The sequence below is a fragment of the Rosenbergiella gaditana genome, assembly GCF_018494065.1.
Lineage (GTDB): Bacteria > Pseudomonadota > Gammaproteobacteria > Enterobacterales > Enterobacteriaceae > Rosenbergiella > Rosenbergiella gaditana.
Window position 1 is genome coordinate 77,945 of the sequence record NZ_JABBFR010000001.1, and the last position, 19,005, is coordinate 96,949.

Consider the following 19,005-nt stretch of genomic DNA (forward strand, 5'->3'; position numbering starts at 1 on the left):
CGGGATCATGCATAAACAACCCCCCAATATAACGTCTGCTTCCCCTGTGGCGCAAAGTGGACGTTATGAATTATCGGCACAAGATTTCCAGAAAATATCGGCGTTAATCTACCAGCGGGCAGGCATTGTGCTGGCCGCACATAAACAGGAGATGGTCTATAACCGCCTGTTAAAGCGGATAAGAGCACTTAATCTGGCTAATTTCAGTCAGTATATTCAGTTTTTAGAGAAAAACACGCAGAGCAGTGAGTGGCAAGAATTTACTAATTCCTTGACCACTAATCTGACCGCTTTTTTTCGTGAGGCACACCATTTTCCTATTTTAGCAAAACACGCTCAGCATCATAAAGGCTGCTTTACTCTGTGGTGCTGTGCGGCATCTACCGGGGAGGAGCCTTGGTCGCTAGCGATCACCTTAGCCGACACGTTAGGGTTGGGACCTGGGCGATTTCAAATCTACGCCAGTGATATTGATACGCAAGTGTTGGAGAAAGGTAAGCTTGGGATCTATCGACAAGAGAACTTGTCGATGTTGACCCCTGAGCAGTTACAACGCTACTTCTTAAAAGGAACTGGAGAACATAGTGGACTCGTCAGAGTAAGACCTGAACTGGCTGCGACCGTAAACTTTTACCCGCTAAATTTGTTATCACCTGAGTGGAAACTAAAAGAGAAAGTCGATGCGATCTTCTGCCGGAATGTAATGATTTATTTCGATAAAGAAACACAACAGAGCATTTTAAGCCGGATGGTGAATGTCCTTCAGCCCGATGGTTTACTGTTCGCGGGCCATTCAGAAAATTTAAGTCAATTAAGTACCCACTTTTCACTGCAGGGACAGACCGTTTACCGACTTGCGGAGAGGAAAAAATGAACAAGATAAGTGTGTTGTGTGTTGATGACTCCGCATTAATACGGCAATTAATGACGGAAATTGTTAACAGTCAAAAAGATATGTTTATGGTGGCAACTGCCCCCGACCCGTTAGTTGCCCGTGAGTTGATTAAACAATACAACCCGATGGTACTGACGTTGGATGTGGAAATGCCCAAAATGGATGGCCTAGATTTCTTGGAAAAGTTGATACGTTTAAGACCGATGCCAGTCGTCATGGTTTCATCATTAACTGAGCGTGGATCTGAAGTCACGTTACGGGCGTTAGAGTTGGGTGCGGTAGATTTTGTCACTAAACCCCAAATCGGTATTCGTGATGGCATTATGCAATACGGTGAAAAAATCTGTGAAAAAATCAGATCTGCCGCGCAGGCTCGTCTCCCCAATCCTAATGGCCGCACCAGTGTTAAACAGATTTCACTGAAAACACTCATCGGTAGTGAAAAAATTATCGCAATAGGTGCTTCGACCGGGGGGACAGAGGCGATCCGACAAATTCTTGAGCCGCTGCCGCCAGCGTGTCCAGCACTATTGATTACACAGCATATGCCTGCCGGTTTTACACACTCATTTGCTGAGCGCTTGAACCGTATTTGTCAGATCACTGTTAAAGAGGCTGAACAGGGCGAACGTGTGCTCCCAGGCCATGCCTATATTGCCCCGGGGGATATGCATATGGAGTTAGCGCGGTCGGGGGCAAACTATCAAATTCGGTTACTCAATACCCCGCCGGTCAATCGCCACCGACCGGCTGTCGATGTGTTGTTTAATTCAGTTGCCGCCTGTGCAGGGCGTAATGCTGTGGGCGTTCTACTCACCGGTATGGGTAATGATGGGGCGGTCGGTCTGTTAGAAATGAAAAAGGCTGGAAGTTGGACAATTGCTCAGAATGAGGCCAGTTGTGTGGTCTATGGCATGCCACGAGAAGCGGTAATTTTGAATGCGGCGAGTGAAGTCACCCATCTTGATGACATCAGTCAGCACATGGTAAGTCGACTCGCCTCGGTGCAAGCCATACGCATTTAAGGTTGTTCGGATAACAGAGACACATTAACGGAAATAAGGAAATAATCATGGCGGATAAGTCTCTTAATTTTTTAGTTGTTGACGACTTCACGACAATGCGTCGCATTGTACGAAATTTATTAAAAGAACTTGGTTTCACCAATGTCGATGAAGCGGAAGATGGGCAAGATGCCTTAAATAAACTTCAAGCCGGTAAGTTTGACTTTGTCATCTCAGACTGGAATATGCCCAATATGGACGGTTTAGCCCTATTGAAAACCCTACGGGCAGAGGAGCGATTTGCTCACTTACCCATCTTGATGGTTACGGCAGAGGCGAAGAAAGAAAATATTATTGCGGCGGCACAAGCTGGAGCCAGTGGCTATGTGGTCAAGCCTTTTACTGCCGCAATATTAGAAGAAAAGCTAAACAAAATTTTCGAAAAATACGGAATGTAAGGAGTTCCTATGAGCCATTCCTTACCGCCTAATGACAATGATCATATGTCAGATATCATTGTTCGCTTAGGATCTCTGACAAGGATGCTACGGGATAGCTTGCACGAGTTAGGACTTGAGCAAGCCATTGCAGATGCTGCGGATGCCATTCCTGATGCGCGAGGGCGATTAACCTATGTCGTCGAGATGACTACTCAGGCTGCAAACCGTGTATTGACCTGTGTTGAGCAAGCACAACCCGAACAAGATCAGTTAAAACAGCAAGCTGAGGCGTTACAAACGCGTTGGGATCAGTGGTTCGAGGAGCCGAAAAGTTTTGAGGAGGCTAAGGAGCTGGTGATGGCAACACGTGAGCACCTTGCGAGCATTCCGGTTATAACAGGTAAAACTCATCAGCTATTACTCGAAATTATGATGGCGCAGGACTTCCAAGATTTAACCGGGCAAGTGATTAAAAAAATGATGCATGTCGTTGAGCAAATCGAAACGCAGCTGTTAATGGTGCTACTCGATAATATTCCTGACAACGCACGGGTGAGTCCGACACAAAAAAATAGTCTATTAAACGGCCCGCAGATCGATACGACGGCAAGCGGGGTGATCGCGGATCAATCGCAAGTTGATGACTTGTTAGATAGCCTCGGGTTTTAAACGCTAAGCCCGTCAGTGAATCACTGATTGCTAGCGCTTCAGAGGTGCTTATTATAAGCGTAATAAGCACCTCTTCTCTTCTCTACTTCCTCGATAGCCTTGTGCTGGCTCTGGCACTCTACGGGTAATTATCCAGTGAGGAAGCACCGGTGTCTGAAGAAGATAAAGACGACAAAACGGAAGAGCCCAGTAGTCGCCGCATTGAGAAAGCGCGTGAAGAGGGCGATATTCCCCGTTCGCGGGAATTGACATCGATGCTGTTATTACTAACGGGTTTACTCGCGCTAACGATTTGTCTCCCGATCAGTTGGCAAGGCTTGGTGCACATCGTTCATTATAGCTGGCAGTTCGATCTCAGCCATATCAATGCCTACAAGTGGGGACCCTATAGTTTTGATGTCATCCCTCTTAGCCTACGGCTATTTCTTCCTTTTGGCGTGAGCCTGTGGGGAGTGGCGATTATCGCTAATTTGGTTATTGGGGGGATCAACCTCAGTCCGAAAGCCTTGCAAGTAAAATTTTCCCGGCTTAACCCGCTCTCGGGAATGAAAAAATTTTACAGTGCCCAGACAGGCGCTGAGTTAGGTAAATCCTTTCTAAAAGCTTGCATCGTGATTGCGATCTTGCTCGGGGTGTTGTGGGCCAAGCAACGTGAAATCCTCGGTCTTATTCATCAACCGTTATCGTCAGCTTTAGCGCAAGGGACTTATGACTTGGTCATGCTCTGGCTGTGGGTGGTAATGGGTATGATCCCGATGGTGGCGTTTGATGTTTTTTGGCAGATCTACAGCTACCACAAAAAATTACGGATGACGCGTCAGGAGATCCGTGATGAGCATAAACAGCAGGAGGGTGACCCACACCTCAAAGGCCGTATTCGTCAACAAATGCGTGCTGCGGCGCGCCAACGGATGATGGCTAATGTGCCTAGCGCAGATGTGATCTTAACTAACCCAACCCACTTTGCCATCGCACTGCTCTATGAAGAAGGCAAGATGCATGCGCCGCAAGTCGTAGCGAAAGGGCGTGGACAAGTGGCGGCAAAAATCCGAGAACTCGGCAGTGAACATCGTATCCCCACCCTTGAAGCACCTCCTTTGGCGCGGGCCCTATGGCGACACACCGAGGTGGGGGAACCTATTCCCGGTGCACTGTATACCGCCGTTGCGGAAGTGTTGGCATGGGTATGGCAGGTTCGCCGCTGGCGAAAGGTCGGGGGACGCAAACCTGATACGCCTCAGCAATTAGCGGTGCCCGCTGAGATGACTTTTGACTTAGAGAATAATGATGATGAATAAGTTGTATGCGCGATTACGTTTACCAACCCGTTGGAATGAGGTGGATTGGCAGATCTTAGCAGGTCCTATCTTAATCTTACTGATTTTAGCGATGATGGTCCTGCCTCTTCCAGCAATACTTCTGGATCTCTTTTTTACCTTTAATATCGCGTTATCAATCATGGTATTGCTGGTAGCGATGTTCACTCGCAGGACGTTAGAGTTTGCCGCTTTCCCCACCATTCTGCTCTTTGCCACGCTGCTACGTTTGGCACTGAATATTGCCTCAACGCGGATTATTTTATTAGACGGGCACACTGGCGGTGCGGCGGCCGGGCATGTGATTGAAGCCTTTGGCCATTTCTTGGTGGGCGGTAATTTTGCTATCGGTATTGTGGTCTTCATCATTCTGATCGTGATTAACTTCATGGTGATTACTAAGGGTGCTGGGCGTATTGCTGAAGTCGGTGCACGCTTCGTTCTGGATGGTATGCCGGGTAAACAAATGGCAATCGATGCAGACCTTAACGCGGGGGTTATTGGCGAAGAACAGGCGACGCAACGACGCCAAGAGGTCACTCAGGAGGCCGATTTTTATGGCTCTATGGACGGAGCCAGTAAATTTGTACGGGGAGATGCCATCGCCGGGATTATTATCATGGTAATAAACGTTGTGGGTGGCCTCTTGATTGGCGTCGTACAGCACGACCTATCGGTGAGTCAAGCGGCTGAAACCTATACATTGTTGACCATCGGTGATGGGTTAGTGGCACAAATTCCTGCGTTGGTGATCTCCACCGCCGCAGGGGTGATTGTTACTCGCGTCAGTAATGACAGTAATGTCAGCGAGCAGATGGTCAGTCAGTTATTCAGTCGACCGCAAGTCATGGTGTTGAGTGCTGCAGTGCTCGGTCTATTAGGATTAGTTCCGGGAATGCCGAATGGCACCTTTCTGGGTTTTACCGCGCTATTGTTAGGACTGGCATGGTGGCTAAAAGGCAATGAGGTCAGCGCAGAAATAGCAACGCTCACCCCAACAGATCCGCAGCAAACGCAGCCCATTGAGGCTAGCTGGCAAGATGTAGTGATTGAAGACGCGCTCGCCATGGAAGTTGGCTATCGGCTCATACCGCTAGTGGATGAGTCGCAACAAGGGGAACTACCGGGACGGATACGGGGGATTCGTAAAAAATTTGCCACCAGTATGGGCTTTCTACCACCGGGTATTTATATTTCAGATAACTTATCGCTAGCGCCTGCCCACTATCGTATTTTATTGAAGGGGGTCACCATCGGTACAGGGGATGTGTGGCCAGGGCGTTGGTTAGCCATTAATCCGGGTAGTGCTCAAGCAGATTTACCGGGCGAAAAAACGCGAGATCCGGCTTTCGGTTTACCAGCAGTGTGGATTGATGGTGCGTTAAAAGAACAGGCCCAAACGCTCGGTTTTACAGTAGTAGAAGCGAGTACCGTTATCGCTACGCACCTTAATCATCTGCTGAGCCATCATGCGAGTGAATTATTTGGACGCTTAGAGGCGCAACAATTAATCGAACATGTGGCGAAGACCTTACCGACGCTCACCGATGGCATCATCCCTGATCTCTTATCTTTAACTACGGTGCATAAAGTGCTACAGAATTTATTGCGTGAGCAAGTCTCCATTCGTGATATGCGCACTATTTTGGAAACACTGACCGAACATGCAAGCACGACTCAAAATAGCGTGGAGTTAACAAGTATCGTTCGAGTCGCCCTTGGGCGCGCGATTACACAGCAATGGTTCCAAGAAGATGAGATTATTCAAGTGATCGGCCTTTCACCGGCACTGGAAGGTCTGTTACAACAAGTTATGCGTAATGGCGGCGGGCTTGAGCCGGGACTCGCTGAGCAACTGGTGAGCCAAGCGGGAGAAGCGATTGACCATCAAGAGTCGCTCGGTGTCACTCCGGTATTATTAGTCGATACCGATTTACGACTGTTATTGGCTCGATATCTACGCCGCCATTATAGACAATTAGTGGTGATGTCGACCGTAGAATTGGTCAGTGATAAACCGATACGCCAAACGGCAACACTGGGGGATTAAGGTGTTTCGATGTGTAGGCGTGTACCTGCTCTTCGGGTTAGTGTTTGGTGAGACCCAGGCCACCATGGCCAGCGCCTCGCTAAGTCAATCGGGACAATACTTGATGCGAAAAGGGCAGTGGTATAGCTTCCGCTTGGGGGAACTGCCGGAGAGTTATCTCGGAACAATTCGTTCGCTAACCTGGCAGATTAGGAGCGCAGCAGCATGGCCTCAGCCGCCGGACATTTTTCTCTGCCTCAACCAATACTGTCAACGACTTGATTCTGTCGCTGGACGCAGTATGGGTTTCGCAGGCGTAGCGAGTCGAGGCGAGTGGCAGATCAAAATTCAGCTACCAGGCTATGGAGCACAGCAACCCCCTATACCGGTCATCAACGTTACCCTGACGGTAAATAGTCATATTGAAAAATGAGTGAGGGGAGTTGACGGGTCATGCGACGCTGTGATCAAGAGGTCTTCTTTTGACGTCTTAGAGGAAATTCGCAGATAAAAAACTGCACCTTACTTCGTTGAGTATCCAACTTTTTGGGTGCAGTTCATTACTGGTTGCGGTTTTTTATCGGTCTAGAGTGAGTACAACCGTTTCGTGGTAGAAAGGCTGTTGGCCCGACAGGAGCTAAATCCTGTCCACTCTCTTACATGCGTTCGACCGTTTCAATACCTAGTAGGTCTAAGCCACTTTTGAGGGTTCTCGCGGCCAGTGCAGCAAGCTTCAGACGCGATTGGCGGCTATTCTCGTCCTGTGCGGTTAACACTGGGCAGTGCTCATAGAAACTGGAGAAAAGTACCGCAACATCATACAGGTAAGCACACAGCACATGTGGTGTCCCTTCACGTGCGACCTGCTGTAAGGTCTCTTCAAATTGCAGCAAACGCGTCGCTAAAGCGGCTTCACGTGGCTCAGTTATGGCAAGAGGGCCTTGCAGCGATTGTTCATCGATGCCCGCCTTACGGAATATGGACAGTACACGGGTATAAGCATATTGCAGATACGGCGCGGTATTGCCTTCAAAAGAGAGCATGTGGTCCCAGTCAAAAACGTAATCCGTGGTACGGTTTTTAGAGAGGTCAGCATATTTCACTGCACCAATACCAATCACCTCCGCGAGACGGTTCAACGTCTGCGCATCCATCTCAGGATTTTTCTCTTTCACTAAGGTTAATGCACGATCATGCGCCTCATCCAGCAGGTCTGCCAAGCGAATAGTGCCGCCAGAGCGGGTTTTGAATGGGCGACCATCTTTACCTAACATCATGCCAAACATATGATGTTCTAGCGGCACCGATTCTGGCACATAGCCCGCTTTACGAACAATGGTCCAAGCCTGCATCAGATGTTGGTGTTGACGTGAATCAATATAATAGATCACACGTTCAGCTTTTAAGGTCTCATAGCGGTACTTGGCGCAAGCAATGTCAGTCGTGGTGTAGAGGTAACCACCGTCTTTCTTCTGAATGATTACGCCCATAGGTTCACCTTCTTTATTGGTGAACTCATCAAGAAAAACAACCGTTGCCCCTTCGCTTTCAACCGCTAACCCTTTCTGCTTTAGGTCAGCGACAATGCCCGGCAACATGCTGTTATACAGGCTCTCACCCATCACATTTTCAGCGGATAAGCTGACGTTTAAGCGGTCGTAGTTACGTTGGTTTTGTTCCATAGTGATATCAACCAACTTACGCCACATTTTTAAGCAATACTCATCGCCACTCTGTAATTTGACCACATAGCTGCGTGCGCGCGCGGCAAAGTCTTCATCTTCATCGTAAGCGATTTTTGCGGCACGGTAGAAAGTTTCGAAATCTTGCAGAGCAATCTCTTCGCAGTGATCCGCTTGCTGTTGTTCAAGGTAGGCAATCAACATGCCAAACTGGGTGCCCCAATCGCCGAGGTGATTGGCACGGATAACGTTATGGCCCAATTTTTCTAGGGTACGTACCGTCGCATCGCCGATGATAGTCGAGCGTAGGTGACCGACGTGCATCTCTTTAGCGACATTCGGTGCAGAGTAGTCGACCACAATGGTCTGCGGCGTGATGGGAGCAATGTTGAGATGCGCAGAGCTTAGCGCTTGTTCAACTTCTGTCGCGAGCCAGTGTGGCTCTAGGAAGATATTGATAAAGCCCGGACCCGCGATTTCAGTTTTCGTGGCAATACCGGTTAGCGAAAGTTGCTCGACAACCTTTTCTGCAAGTTGTCGGGGAGGCATACCCAGTCGTTTTGCCGCCGCCATAATACCATTGGCTTGGTAGTCACCAAATTGTGGCTTAGCAGATTGACGGATTAGGGGTTCGCTATCGGCGGGAGCGCCGGCAGCCAACATAGCCTGACTAACTTTGTCGCAGAGAAGAGCCTGAATATTCACCGGTATACCTTTATCAATTGAGTGTGTGAGAGGCCACACAACACGTGATGTCGAAACATCGATACGTAATAAGTTTAATGGTCGAGCAGTATACGTAAAAAAGCATAAGGCGTCAGCCACCATCTTCATTTGTCGTGTAGAGTGGTTGAAATTAATCAGTTTTCGACTTTACAGGCTGTGAACAGAGGGCGAAAATGGCTGAATAGTTATTGATGACAGTAGGATATTATGCACCCACTCTTTACTTCTCTCCCTGAATTAGCTGACGATCTTTCCCATTTCGAACAGCAATTATCCTCCTTTACCCAGCAGCTGGGGCTAGCCCTAACGGATTTAACCATTGACCATATTTCGTTACGTTGTCACCAAAATCAAACGGCGGAGCGTTGGGCGAAGGTCTTATCGCAACAAGGGAGTTGTTTCTCCGAGGCCGTTATTGGTGGGCGTCCAATCCACCTCTATCGCCTGCATCAACCGTTAAGGGTGCTCAACCATCACATAGCGATTATCGAGCTGCCTTGGCCCGGTGAAAAACGTTACCGTCATGAAGGGTGGGAGCATATTGAGATAGTGCTGCCCGGTGCACCTGAACAGATTGGCCAACGCGCAATGGCATTAATTGATGATCGGGGGCTTGTGATACCCGGTATTAGTGTTAAGACACGTCGGCCTGAGGCTAAAGTTGGAGCGCTGGATAACACCACACTTGCGATCACTAATGGCGAGATCACCCTTAATTTTCATACCTACCCTATTGATGACGTGGTCGCCAGCGAACAGTAACTAGGAAGGATTCAGGCTTGAGTCACTGCATGGGTCAGACGGGTTAAGGCCTGATCAAGCAGTGCGCGGCAACAGCCAAAATTCAGGCGTACGGCTTGGGGATCACCGAAAGCAGCGCCTGAGGTAAGGCCTAGCCCATGCAGTTCCAACCAGCGGTGCGGGTCGACTTGCTGTAAACCGGAGGCGTCAATCCAAGCTAAGAAACCGGCATCCGGTACGGTCATCCGTAAAGCGGGTAAATGCTGTAAAGACTCAACCAAATGATTACGATTTGTTCGTAAGTAGTGACGTTGTGCGATGAGCCAATCTTCGCTCTGTTGCCATGCGGCAAGGGTTGCGACGATACCCAGACTATTGGGGGCAGCCATGCGCTGAGCGACTGCATGGCGTACGCGTTCGCGCAGCGCGTTATTGGGAATAATCGCGACGGCACAGCCCAAACCGGCAAGATTAAAGGCCTTCGCGGCGGAGAGTAAGGTGATAGAACGCTGTGCACAACTTGGCGAAAGCGAGGCGAAAGGGGTATGTGCGTGTTCGGGGTCGAGCAGTAAATCAGCATGAATTTCATCGCTACAGACCCAGAGATCATAGTGTTCGGCATAGTCCGCCAAACGTTGTAAGGCCTCTCGAGAATAACTCCTCCCGCCTGGATTATGAGGATTACAGATAAACAGTAAGCGCTCCCGTGTGGTTAAGGCGGGAAGGGGGATACTGAGGAAATCGGCATCATCAAAAAGCGGATAAGGGATTAAGCGCTGAGAGCGATGAGCGTGGGTGGCACTTTGCGTGAAGGGTGGGTAAATCGGCGTGTGGCATACAGACCCTTGATCACGAGAAAGTAGGCACTCTTGGAGTAAACTGAAAAGTGGCTTTATGCCTGAGAGCGGGATAACCCAGTCGGGATTAATCGCCCAATGATACTGTTTTTCTACCCACTGTACCGTGGTATTAGGCAGTGCACCTTGGTCATCGGCATAGCCAAAAATACCCTGTTCCACTCGCGCTAATAAAGCGTGTTGAATGGCCGGAGCAACGCGAAAGTCGGTATCCGCCACCCAGAGCGGAATGATATCTTGATCTCGATATTTGAGCCATTTTTCACTGTCAGTGTGATTTCGCTCGACTCTTTCATCAAAATTGAATGACATCCGTACTCCAGGCAGGTATGTAGGAAGAGGCACTATGCACAGTAGCATATCCATCAGGTCTGACAAAGGAATCGACTATGCCGACTTTAGAAATATGCTGTTATGGTTTGGATTGCGCGCTGGCAGCAACGCAAGCGGGCGCTGATCGTATTGAACTCTGTGCTGCGCCTCAAGAAGGAGGACTCACCACATCGCTTGGAACATTACGTGAAGCGCGCTCGCAAATTCATATTCCGGTGCATCCTATTGTACGGCCCCGAAGCGGTGATTTTTGCTACAGCGAACAAGAGTTTAAGATTATGTTGTCCGATGTCGCGCAGATCCGCGATATGGGCTTTCCTGGTGTGGTAACTGGAATTCTCTGCCCCGAGGGCCTGCTCGATAAACCGAGAATGCAAAAGCTGATGACCGTTGCAAAAGGGATGGCGGTAACCTTTCATCGCGCCTTCGATCTTTGCAGCAACCCTTATCGTACTTATCACGAATTGTCCGAACTGGGGGTGGCGCGGATATTAACCTCTGGACAGCAGCAATCGGCGGAGGCGGGAATTAGTCTATTACAAGAACTTACCGCGCTAGGAACTGGCCCAATCATTATGGCCGGAGCCGGCGTTCGTTTATCCAATTTGCCGAAATTTCTCGAAGCGGGAATCAAAGAAGTTCATAGCTCTGCCAGTCGGCAAGTGCCTTCTGCGATGCGCTATTGCAAGGCGGGGGTCTCGATGTGTTCAGATAAAATGGCTGATGAATATTTACGGACTGAGGTTGATCCAAGCGTAGTGGAAGCAATGCAAACGCTTATTCGCTTACAAGGCGATGTTCCGCCACTACCGCCGGCAGAACATCACCTTAGTCGTTTAGACTACCTCTCCGGGCTTACGGGCAATTAATACTGCTCGTAGAGGAGCATGGTAGCCTTCAACGGTTTTCTGTGGATCGCTCGGGTCTAAAAACTCGGCTAAAGATTCACTCGTCATCCAAGCGGTGCGCCGTTGCTCTGTAACGGGTGTTACCGCTTGGTCAACAATGCGTACATCGATAAAGCCCGTTTTCTCCAACCAACTTTTCAGTGCCAAGGCAGAAGGTAGAAAGTAAACATTGCGCATTTGTGCATAACGTTCACCCGGTACTAGTACTTGATGTTCATCCCCCTCGGTGACAAGAGTCTCTAAAACCAACTCTCCACCATTAACCAATTGATTTTTCAATTGAAGTAAGTGATCGAGCGGCGAACGACGGTGATAGAGCACCCCCATTGAAAATACCGTATCGAATGCTTCAGAGGTGGGTAGCTGCTCAATTCCCAGCGGTAACAGATGCGCTTGCTGTGAATTACCCAGTAACTTACGTATGGCTTCGAATTGGCATAGGAACAACTGCATTGGGTCGATACCGACGACCATTTTTGCCCCTTGACCAAGCATTCTCCACATGTGATATCCGCTGCCGCAGCCGACATCGAGGATCAGCCGATCTTTAAGCGGGCTGATATGGGGTAATACACGATCCCATTTCCAGTCTGAACGCCACTCGGTATCAATATGAGTGCCGTAGAGATGATAGGGGCCTTTACGCCATGGCATTAACTGGCGGAGCAGTGACTCGATGCCTTGCCGTTGACGGGGCGTGAGGTCGGGATGTTCAGCATAGACTTGATCGACGAGGTCCAGCGTTGTCGGGGTCAATGCCGGCAAGTATTGAATGGCTTTGTGCCACTGACGAAAATGGCCGTGTAAGTTTTCACGTTGCCACTGTGCGAGTTGTGCAGGAATACCCTCTAGCCACGAAGATAACGGGCCTGTCGCAATTTGCTGGTAAAAATTTCCAAAATCTATCATTTGATGGCCACTAACGATCCAAAATTAAAACATTGAAACCACAGCTCAGCATGCTTAAAGCCGACAGCCTGTAAACGTTGTTGATGGGTCGTGACGCTATCCGTCAGCATCACATTTTCGAGCATGCTACGTTTCTGGCTAATCTCAAGTTCGCTATAACCATTCGCCCGCTTAAAATCCAGATGCATATCGAACAGTAACTCTCCCATCTGCTGGTCGGCAAAACTGAATTTCTCAGAAAGCACTAACGCGCCACCAGGCCGTAAACCTTGCCAGATTTTTGCTAGTAGCGCTTCACGTTGTTCGGGTGGAATAAATTGTAGCGTGAAATTGAGGACGACGAGTGAGGCGTTGGCAATATCGATATTCTGGATATCGGCTTCCACCACCTGTACCGGGGTCTGCGCACGAAAGGCGTCAATATGGCGGCGACAACGCTCGACCATGGCAGGGGAATTATCCACGGCAATAATTTCACAGCCACTGGTCGTGATATTACGACGTACCGATAAGGTTGCCGCCCCTAAAGAGCAGCCAAGATCATAGACGCGGCTATTTTCCGTGACAAAACGACCCGCCAACATCCCAATCATGGAGATGATATTTGAGTAACCTGGCACTGAGCGCTGGATCATATCGGGAAAGACTTCAGCTACTCGTTCATCAAAAGTCCAATCGCCTAATTTTTCAATTGGCGCGGAAAATAAACTATCGCGGTGAGACATAACGGCGTTCGCTAACCTTGCTAAAAAAAAGTATTGTCGCAGAAACCGCTCATCGGCGCATCTACAAGACAAATTTTTAGCGATTTTCGACAACCAAAAGCGTTAATTGCACAGATATCGAGCGCTATTACACTCATAGGCTTATCCTTGACATTATTTTTCAGTATAATGCGAGCCATTTTGCAGCAATATTGCCAAGTGGCGGCATCTTACGTTAAATGCCTTCCGGGCCCAAAAGGATAATCAATGCGTACACTTTATTGCGGACAACTTAATGTGTCCCACATCGGTCAACAAGTCACTCTAAGCGGTTGGGTGAATCGTCGTCGCGACCTCGGGAGCTTAATTTTCATCGATATGCGTGATCGCGAAGGGATTGTACAAGTCTTTTTTGATCCGGATGAGCAGCAGGCTTTTCAACGCGCATCAGAGTTACGTAACGAATTTTGTATTCAAGTTACGGGAAAAGTGCGCGCGCGCGAAGAGCGTAATAAAAATGCAGAGATGGCGACCGGAGAAGTCGAAGTTTTTGCAACAGAGTTGACGATTATTAACCGTTCAGAGCCTCTGCCACTGGACAGTAACCACGTAAATAGCGAAGAAGCGCGACTTAAATACCGTTATTTAGACCTGCGTCGCCCAGAAGTGGCGTCTCGGTTCAAAACCCGCGCCAAGATCACTGCTTTTGTACGTCGCTTTATGGAAGAGAATGAGTTTCTCGATATTGAAACACCGATGCTCACCAAAGCAACGCCAGAAGGTGCGCGTGATTACTTAGTGCCAAGCCGCGTGCATAAAGGCGAATTTTACGCCTTGCCCCAATCGCCACAGCTCTTTAAACAGCTGCTTATGGTGTCTGGCTTTGACCGCTATTATCAGATCGTAAAATGTTTTCGTGACGAAGATTTGCGGGCTGATCGCCAGCCAGAATTCACCCAGATTGATGTCGAAACTTCTTTTATGACCGCACCACAAGTGCGTGAGATTATGGAGCGACTTATTCGCCAACTTTGGTTAAACATCAAAGGTGTGGACCTAGGCGAGTTCCCTCAAATGACGTGGGCCGAGGCGATGCGTCGTTTTGGTTCTGATAAGCCTGATTTACGTAACCCGATGGAGCTAGTGGACGTTGCTGATTTACTGGCGAAAGTTGAATTCCAAGTCTTCTCCGGCCCAGCCAACGATACAAAAGGGCGCGTCGCCGTGTTACGCGTACCGGGCGGGGCACAATTAACCCGTAAACAGATCGATGATTACACCAAATTCGTTGGGCTATACGGTGCGAAGGGCATGGCGTGGATGAAGGTCAATCAACGCGATGCGGGCCTTGAAGGCATACAAAGTCCAGTCGCTAAATTCTTAAACGCCGAAATCATTGAACAACTGCTTGTTAGAACGGCGGCAGAATCTGGTGATATCCTGCTATTTGGTGCAGATCAAGCCAATGTTGTTGCTGACGCTATGGGCGCATTACGATTGAAAATTGGTCGTGATTTAGCCTTAACCGATGAAAGTCGCTGGGCACCATTATGGGTGGTTGATTTCCCAATGTTTGAGCAAGATGCTGAAGGCCATTTAGCAGCAATGCATCACCCCTTCACTGCGCCGCGTGATTTAACGCCTACTGAGCTGAGTAATGCACCAAGCGAAGCGATTGCCAATGCATACGATATGGTGATTAACGGCTATGAAGTCGGTGGGGGGTCTGTTCGTATTCATACCAGCACTATGCAACAGGCAGTATTTAGCATTTTAGGGATCAGTGCCGATGAGCAACAAGAGAAGTTTGGTTTCTTACTCGATGCATTAAAATACGGTGCGCCACCGCATGCTGGTTTAGCCTTTGGTTTAGACCGTTTAACCATGTTGTTGACCGGTACTGACAATATTCGCGATGTCATTGCCTTCCCGAAAACCACGGCTGCCGCGTGTTTAATGACTGATGCGCCAAGCGAGGCAAACCCAAGTGCGCTGCAAGAGCTGGCGCTACAGGTTGTGAAAAAAGTTAAGACAGAGTCTGCTTAATGATCTACAAGCATCCCGTTTCGGTTTTGGTCGTGATCTATGCAAGAAATACGAAGCGGGTGCTGATGTTGCAGCGTCAAGATGATGAACATTTTTGGCAATCGGTAACCGGCAGTTTGGAAAGCGCAGAGCCGCCTGAACAGGCGGCACTGCGCGAAGTTCAGGAAGAAACGGGATTTGTCTATGATCCACAGATTGACCTTCTAACTGACTGTCAAACACAGATTAGCTTTGAAATTTTTGAACAATATCGCCATCGCTATGAACCGGGAGTGACACATAACCAAGAACATTGGTTTACTTTAGGCATTGAGTGCGAAAGAACACCTTGCCTGACCGAGCATACGGCGGCGCAGTGGCTAACTTGGCAACAGGCCGCAGCATTAACCAAATCATGGAGTAATCGCCAAGCGATTGAACGCCTGTTTGCCGAGTGATAATTCGATTGGAATACGCCTATGAGCGCGTTCTGTTTACCGTTATTTGTTTGAGAGAATAAGATTATGGCTGGACATAGTAAATGGGCGAATACGAAGCACCGTAAAGCGGCACAAGACGCAAAACGTGGTAAAATTTTTACCAAGATCATTCGTGAGTTAGTCACCGCGGCAAAACTAGGCGGTGGCGATCCAAGCTCGAACCCACGCTTGCGTGCTGCAATGGATAAAGCCCTATCCAACAATATGACCCGTGACACCATGGACCGTGCGATTGCCCGCGGTGTCGGTGGTGACGACAATTCCAATATGGAAACTATCGTCTATGAAGGTTACGGTCCAGGCGGTAGCGCCATCATGATTGAATGTTTGAGTGATAACCGTAACCGTACTGTTTCAGAAGTGCGTCATGCCTTCACCAAAACCGGCGGAAATTTAGGAACCGATGGTTCCGTGGCCTACCTATTTAGCCGCAAAGGGGTAATCGCCTATGCGCCGGGTCAAGACGAAGATGCATTAATGGAAGCTGCTTTAGAAGCTGGTGCTGAAGATGTTGTCAGCTACGACGATGGGGCGATGGATGTGTTCACCGCGTGGGAAGAGTTGGGTACGGTAAAAGATGCGTTGATCGCGGCGGGTTTAACGCCAGATGAAGCTGAAGTAACAATGATCCCTTCAACAAAAGCTGAAATGGACATTGACACCGCACCAAAACTATTGCGTTTGATCGATATGCTTGAAGATTGTGACGATGTTCAGGAAGTTTACCATAATGGTGAAATTTCCGACGAAATCGCTGAGAGTCTATAAGTGTTGATCGCGGGTCTAAATGGTCAATCATGGCAATAATTCTCGGTATTGACCCAGGATCGCGGATAACCGGCTATGGGGTCATACGCCAAGTAGGTCGTCAGCTGACCTACTTGGGGAGTGGCTGTATTCGTACCAATACCCCAGCTTTACCAGAGCGTTTACGGCTGATTTACGCTGGTGTCAGTGAGATCATTACGCAATTTTCTCCCGATTACTTTGCCATTGAGCAAGTGTTTATGGCGAAAAATGCTGATTCGGCTTTGAAGCTCGGTCAAGCGCGCGGTGCGGCAATAGTGGCGGCGGTAAACCAAACGCTACCCGTTTTCGAATATGCCGCTCGGCAAGTTAAACAAACCGTCACAGGGACGGGCGCGGCGGATAAAGCGCAGGTCCAACATATGGTACGGACATTGTTGAAACTTCCAGCTAACCCTCAAGCCGATGCCGCCGATGCGTTGGCGATTGCGATCACTCATTGCCACATTAGCCAAAATGCGCTGAGTATTTCTGATAAAGCATTAGTCTTGACCCGAGGGCGACTGCGTTAACTTCCTGTGAGTAGGCTGGATATTCATCCAGCCTTTTTTATGGTATAAACGCCTCATTAACTCTCGCGAATACTTAGATAAAGGTAATAGTATGATCGGACGTCTTAATGGAGTCATCATAGAGAAGCAACCGCCACTTGTTTTGCTTGAGGTGGGTGGCGTAGGGTATGAAGTGCATATGCCGATGACCTGTTTCTACGAACTACCTGAGAAAGATCAATCCGCCGTTATTTTTACCCATTTTGTGGTGCGGGAAGATGCGCAGCTACTCTTCGGTTTTAATCATAAGCAAGAACGTACGCTATTTCGCGAATTGATTAAGGTGAATGGGGTAGGGCCGAAATTAGCGTTAGCTATCCTATCAGGCATGTCAGCACAGCAATTTGTTAATGCTGTTGAGCAACAAGAGATTGCCGCGTTAGTGAAACTCCCAGGTGTTGGCAAAAAAACGGCCGAGCGCTTAGTGGTCGAGATGAAAGATCGATTTAAAGGCATGCACGGTGATCTGTTTAATACCGAAAGCGAATTCACACTCACCGCACCGGCTACTGCTCTCTCATCGACTAATGAAGCTGAAGCTGAAGCTGAAGCGGTGGCCGCTTTAGTTGCCTTGGGCTATAAGCCGCAAGAGGCATCAAGGATGGTGAGTAAAATTGTGAAGACTGGGGCAGACAGTGAAACCTTGATCAGAGACGCATTACGCGCGTCTTTATAGGGAAGATTATGATAGATGCGGATCGCCTAGTCTCTGCGGAAGTGACTGTTGATGAAGAGCGCTTTGACCGGGCTTTACGGCCCCGTCTACTGGATGAATATGTTGGACAGCCTCATGTTCGAGAGCAGATGGAAATCTTCATTCGCGCGGCAAAAATGCGTGGGGATGCACTGGATCACCTACTGATATTCGGTCCTCCAGGCCTAGGTAAGACTACGTTAGCTAATATTGTTGCAAACGAGATGGGCGTTAACTTACGTACGACTTCTGGTCCGGTACTAGAGAAAGCCGGTGATCTTGCAGCAATGCTGACCAACTTAGAGCCACACGACGTGCTGTTTATTGACGAAATTCACCGTCTCTCTCCCGTTGTTGAGGAAGTCCTTTATCCTGCCATGGAAGATTATCAACTGGATATCATGATAGGAGAAGGGCCAGCAGCACGTTCAATTAAAATTGACTTACCCCCCTTTACGCTGATTGGTGCCACTACCCGTGCTGGGTCTTTGACGTCGCCCCTGCGTGACCGTTTTGGTATCGTCCAGCGTTTGGAGTTTTATCAAGTCCCTGATCTTCAGTCCATTGTTGGCCGTGCGGCGGAGTGCTTGGGGCTGTCACTCAGTCAAGAGGGCGCGCTAGAGATTGCGCGTCGTTCCCGGGGAACGCCCAGGATTGCTAACCGCTTATTGCGCCGTGTGCGTGATTTTGCCGAGGTCAAAGCGGGGGGCAATATGAATGGTGAAGTAACGGCAAGCGCATTAGATTTACTGAACGTCGATAGTGAAGGCTTTGACTATATGGATCGTAAATTACTGCTCGCAATTATTGATAAGTTCAGTGGTGGACCGGTCGGGCTAGATAACCTTGCGGCGGCGATTGGCGAAGAGCGAGAGACAATTGAAGATGTCATCGAACCTTATTTAATTCAGCAGGGCTTTATCCAGCGCACGCCGCGTGGAAGACTGGCGACACAACACGCTTATCAACATTTTAATCTTATCGATCAATATAAAAACGACTGAATACATTGCAGCATCCAACGCTCAATCAACAGAGGAATGTCACCTTTAGGCATTTCTCTTTTGTTTTTAAATCCTATCAAGGCGCTATACTTGCGACTCCCTCGCAGGGACTCACTGTATCAGCTAAAGCATAAGGTCTTCTTTTACAGGAAACCAGAGAGTGGATCGCTCTTTAACGGTTGGATTAACATATTGTTTGTCAGCCTCCTCT

At 48.7% G+C, this 19,005-nt stretch carries 19 protein-coding genes; 15 read left to right on the forward strand and 4 right to left on the reverse strand.

Annotated features, from left to right (window positions below):
* Nucleotides 1-28: 28 nt before the first annotated feature.
* From cheR to HH682_RS00430, 7 genes are all read left to right on the forward strand, one after another.
* Complete coding sequence (gene cheR / locus HH682_RS00400) at nucleotides 29-874, forward strand: protein-glutamate O-methyltransferase CheR (RefSeq protein ID WP_420826167.1); 846 nt, start codon at nucleotides 29-31, stop codon at nucleotides 872-874.
* Nucleotides 871-1,920: a protein-glutamate methylesterase/protein-glutamine glutaminase gene (locus HH682_RS00405; protein ID WP_214235167.1), complete on the forward strand. Its 1,050-nt coding sequence runs from the start codon at nucleotides 871-873 to the stop codon at nucleotides 1,918-1,920. Before cheR ends, HH682_RS00405 begins: the two co-directional genes overlap by 4 nt.
* Nucleotides 1,921-1,967: 47 nt before the next feature.
* Entirely contained in the window at nucleotides 1,968-2,357 is a 390-nt protein-coding gene (cheY, locus tag HH682_RS00410) for a chemotaxis response regulator CheY (RefSeq protein ID WP_214235169.1), read from the forward strand.
* A gap of 9 nt (nucleotides 2,358-2,366) precedes the next feature.
* On the forward strand, nucleotides 2,367-3,008 hold the full coding sequence (cheZ, locus tag HH682_RS00415; protein WP_214235170.1) for a protein phosphatase CheZ: 642 nt from the start codon (nucleotides 2,367-2,369) through the stop codon (nucleotides 3,006-3,008).
* A gap of 149 nt (nucleotides 3,009-3,157) precedes the next feature.
* Nucleotides 3,158-4,306, forward strand: coding sequence for a flagellar biosynthesis protein FlhB (gene flhB / locus HH682_RS00420; RefSeq protein WP_214235172.1), 1,149 nt, complete (start codon nucleotides 3,158-3,160; stop codon nucleotides 4,304-4,306).
* Nucleotides 4,299-6,374 (forward strand): flagellar biosynthesis protein FlhA, encoded by a 2,076-nt coding sequence (flhA, locus tag HH682_RS00425; protein WP_214235174.1) that lies wholly within the window; start codon nucleotides 4,299-4,301, stop codon nucleotides 6,372-6,374. Before flhB ends, flhA begins: the two co-directional genes overlap by 8 nt.
* A 1-nt stretch (nucleotide 6,375) precedes the next feature.
* Nucleotides 6,376-6,786 (forward strand): flagellar protein FlhE, encoded by a 411-nt coding sequence (locus HH682_RS00430; RefSeq protein ID WP_214235176.1) that lies wholly within the window; start codon nucleotides 6,376-6,378, stop codon nucleotides 6,784-6,786.
* A gap of 223 nt (nucleotides 6,787-7,009) precedes the next feature.
* Here the strand turns inward: HH682_RS00430 and argS are convergent, their stop codons facing one another.
* Entirely contained in the window at nucleotides 7,010-8,740 is a 1,731-nt protein-coding gene (argS, locus tag HH682_RS00435; RefSeq protein ID WP_214235178.1) for an arginine--tRNA ligase, read from the reverse strand.
* A 228-nt stretch (nucleotides 8,741-8,968) separates the two neighbouring features.
* Here argS and HH682_RS00440 point away from each other — a divergent pair, with 228 nt between their 5' ends.
* Nucleotides 8,969-9,523 carry a VOC family protein gene (locus HH682_RS00440; RefSeq protein WP_214235180.1) on the forward strand — a complete coding sequence of 185 codons (555 nt, stop codon included), beginning with the start codon at nucleotides 8,969-8,971 and terminating at the stop codon, nucleotides 9,521-9,523.
* Nucleotides 9,524-9,534: 11 nt separating this feature from the next.
* On the opposite strand, the gene HH682_RS00445 is transcribed toward HH682_RS00440, so the two are convergent.
* On the reverse strand, nucleotides 9,535-10,671 hold the full coding sequence (locus HH682_RS00445; RefSeq protein WP_214235182.1) for a MalY/PatB family protein: 1,137 nt from the start codon (nucleotides 10,669-10,671) through the stop codon (nucleotides 9,535-9,537).
* 77 nt (nucleotides 10,672-10,748) lie between these two features.
* Between HH682_RS00445 and cutC the strand changes: the two genes are divergently transcribed.
* Nucleotides 10,749-11,561 carry a copper homeostasis protein CutC gene (gene cutC, locus HH682_RS00450; RefSeq protein ID WP_214235184.1) on the forward strand — a complete coding sequence of 271 codons (813 nt, stop codon included), beginning with the start codon at nucleotides 10,749-10,751 and terminating at the stop codon, nucleotides 11,559-11,561.
* Here the strand turns inward: cutC and cmoB are convergent.
* Entirely contained in the window at nucleotides 11,529-12,509 is a 981-nt protein-coding gene (gene cmoB / locus HH682_RS00455) for a tRNA 5-methoxyuridine(34)/uridine 5-oxyacetic acid(34) synthase CmoB (protein WP_214235186.1), read from the reverse strand. The genes cutC and cmoB overlap by 33 nt on opposite strands.
* Nucleotides 12,506-13,234: a carboxy-S-adenosyl-L-methionine synthase CmoA gene (cmoA, locus tag HH682_RS00460; RefSeq protein ID WP_214235188.1), complete on the reverse strand. Its 729-nt coding sequence runs from the start codon at nucleotides 13,232-13,234 to the stop codon at nucleotides 12,506-12,508. The genes cmoB and cmoA overlap by 4 nt, the downstream gene beginning before the upstream one ends.
* A gap of 246 nt (nucleotides 13,235-13,480) precedes the next feature.
* On the opposite strand from cmoA, the gene aspS reads away from it, so the two are divergent.
* The 6 genes from aspS (at nucleotide 13,481) to ruvB (ending at nucleotide 18,794) form a co-directional block, all read left to right on the forward strand.
* Entirely contained in the window at nucleotides 13,481-15,259 is a 1,779-nt protein-coding gene (gene aspS, locus HH682_RS00465; RefSeq protein WP_214235190.1) for an aspartate--tRNA ligase, read from the forward strand.
* Nucleotides 15,259-15,696 carry a dihydroneopterin triphosphate diphosphatase gene (gene nudB, locus HH682_RS00470; RefSeq protein ID WP_214235192.1) on the forward strand — a complete coding sequence of 146 codons (438 nt, stop codon included), beginning with the start codon at nucleotides 15,259-15,261 and terminating at the stop codon, nucleotides 15,694-15,696. The genes aspS and nudB overlap by 1 nt, the downstream gene beginning before the upstream one ends.
* A gap of 66 nt (nucleotides 15,697-15,762) precedes the next feature.
* Nucleotides 15,763-16,506 carry a YebC/PmpR family DNA-binding transcriptional regulator gene (locus HH682_RS00475; RefSeq protein WP_214235194.1) on the forward strand — a complete coding sequence of 248 codons (744 nt, stop codon included), beginning with the start codon at nucleotides 15,763-15,765 and terminating at the stop codon, nucleotides 16,504-16,506.
* Nucleotides 16,507-16,535: 29 nt separating this feature from the next.
* Complete coding sequence (gene ruvC / locus HH682_RS00480; protein ID WP_071429838.1) at nucleotides 16,536-17,057, forward strand: crossover junction endodeoxyribonuclease RuvC; 522 nt, start codon at nucleotides 16,536-16,538, stop codon at nucleotides 17,055-17,057.
* Between the two features lie 91 nt (nucleotides 17,058-17,148).
* Complete coding sequence (gene ruvA / locus HH682_RS00485; protein WP_214235196.1) at nucleotides 17,149-17,772, forward strand: Holliday junction branch migration protein RuvA; 624 nt, start codon at nucleotides 17,149-17,151, stop codon at nucleotides 17,770-17,772.
* A gap of 8 nt (nucleotides 17,773-17,780) precedes the next feature.
* A complete protein-coding gene (gene ruvB, locus HH682_RS00490; protein ID WP_214235197.1) occupies nucleotides 17,781-18,794 on the forward strand; it encodes a Holliday junction branch migration DNA helicase RuvB in 1,014 nt (337 codons plus the stop codon).
* Nucleotides 18,795-19,005: the final 211 nt, after the last annotated feature.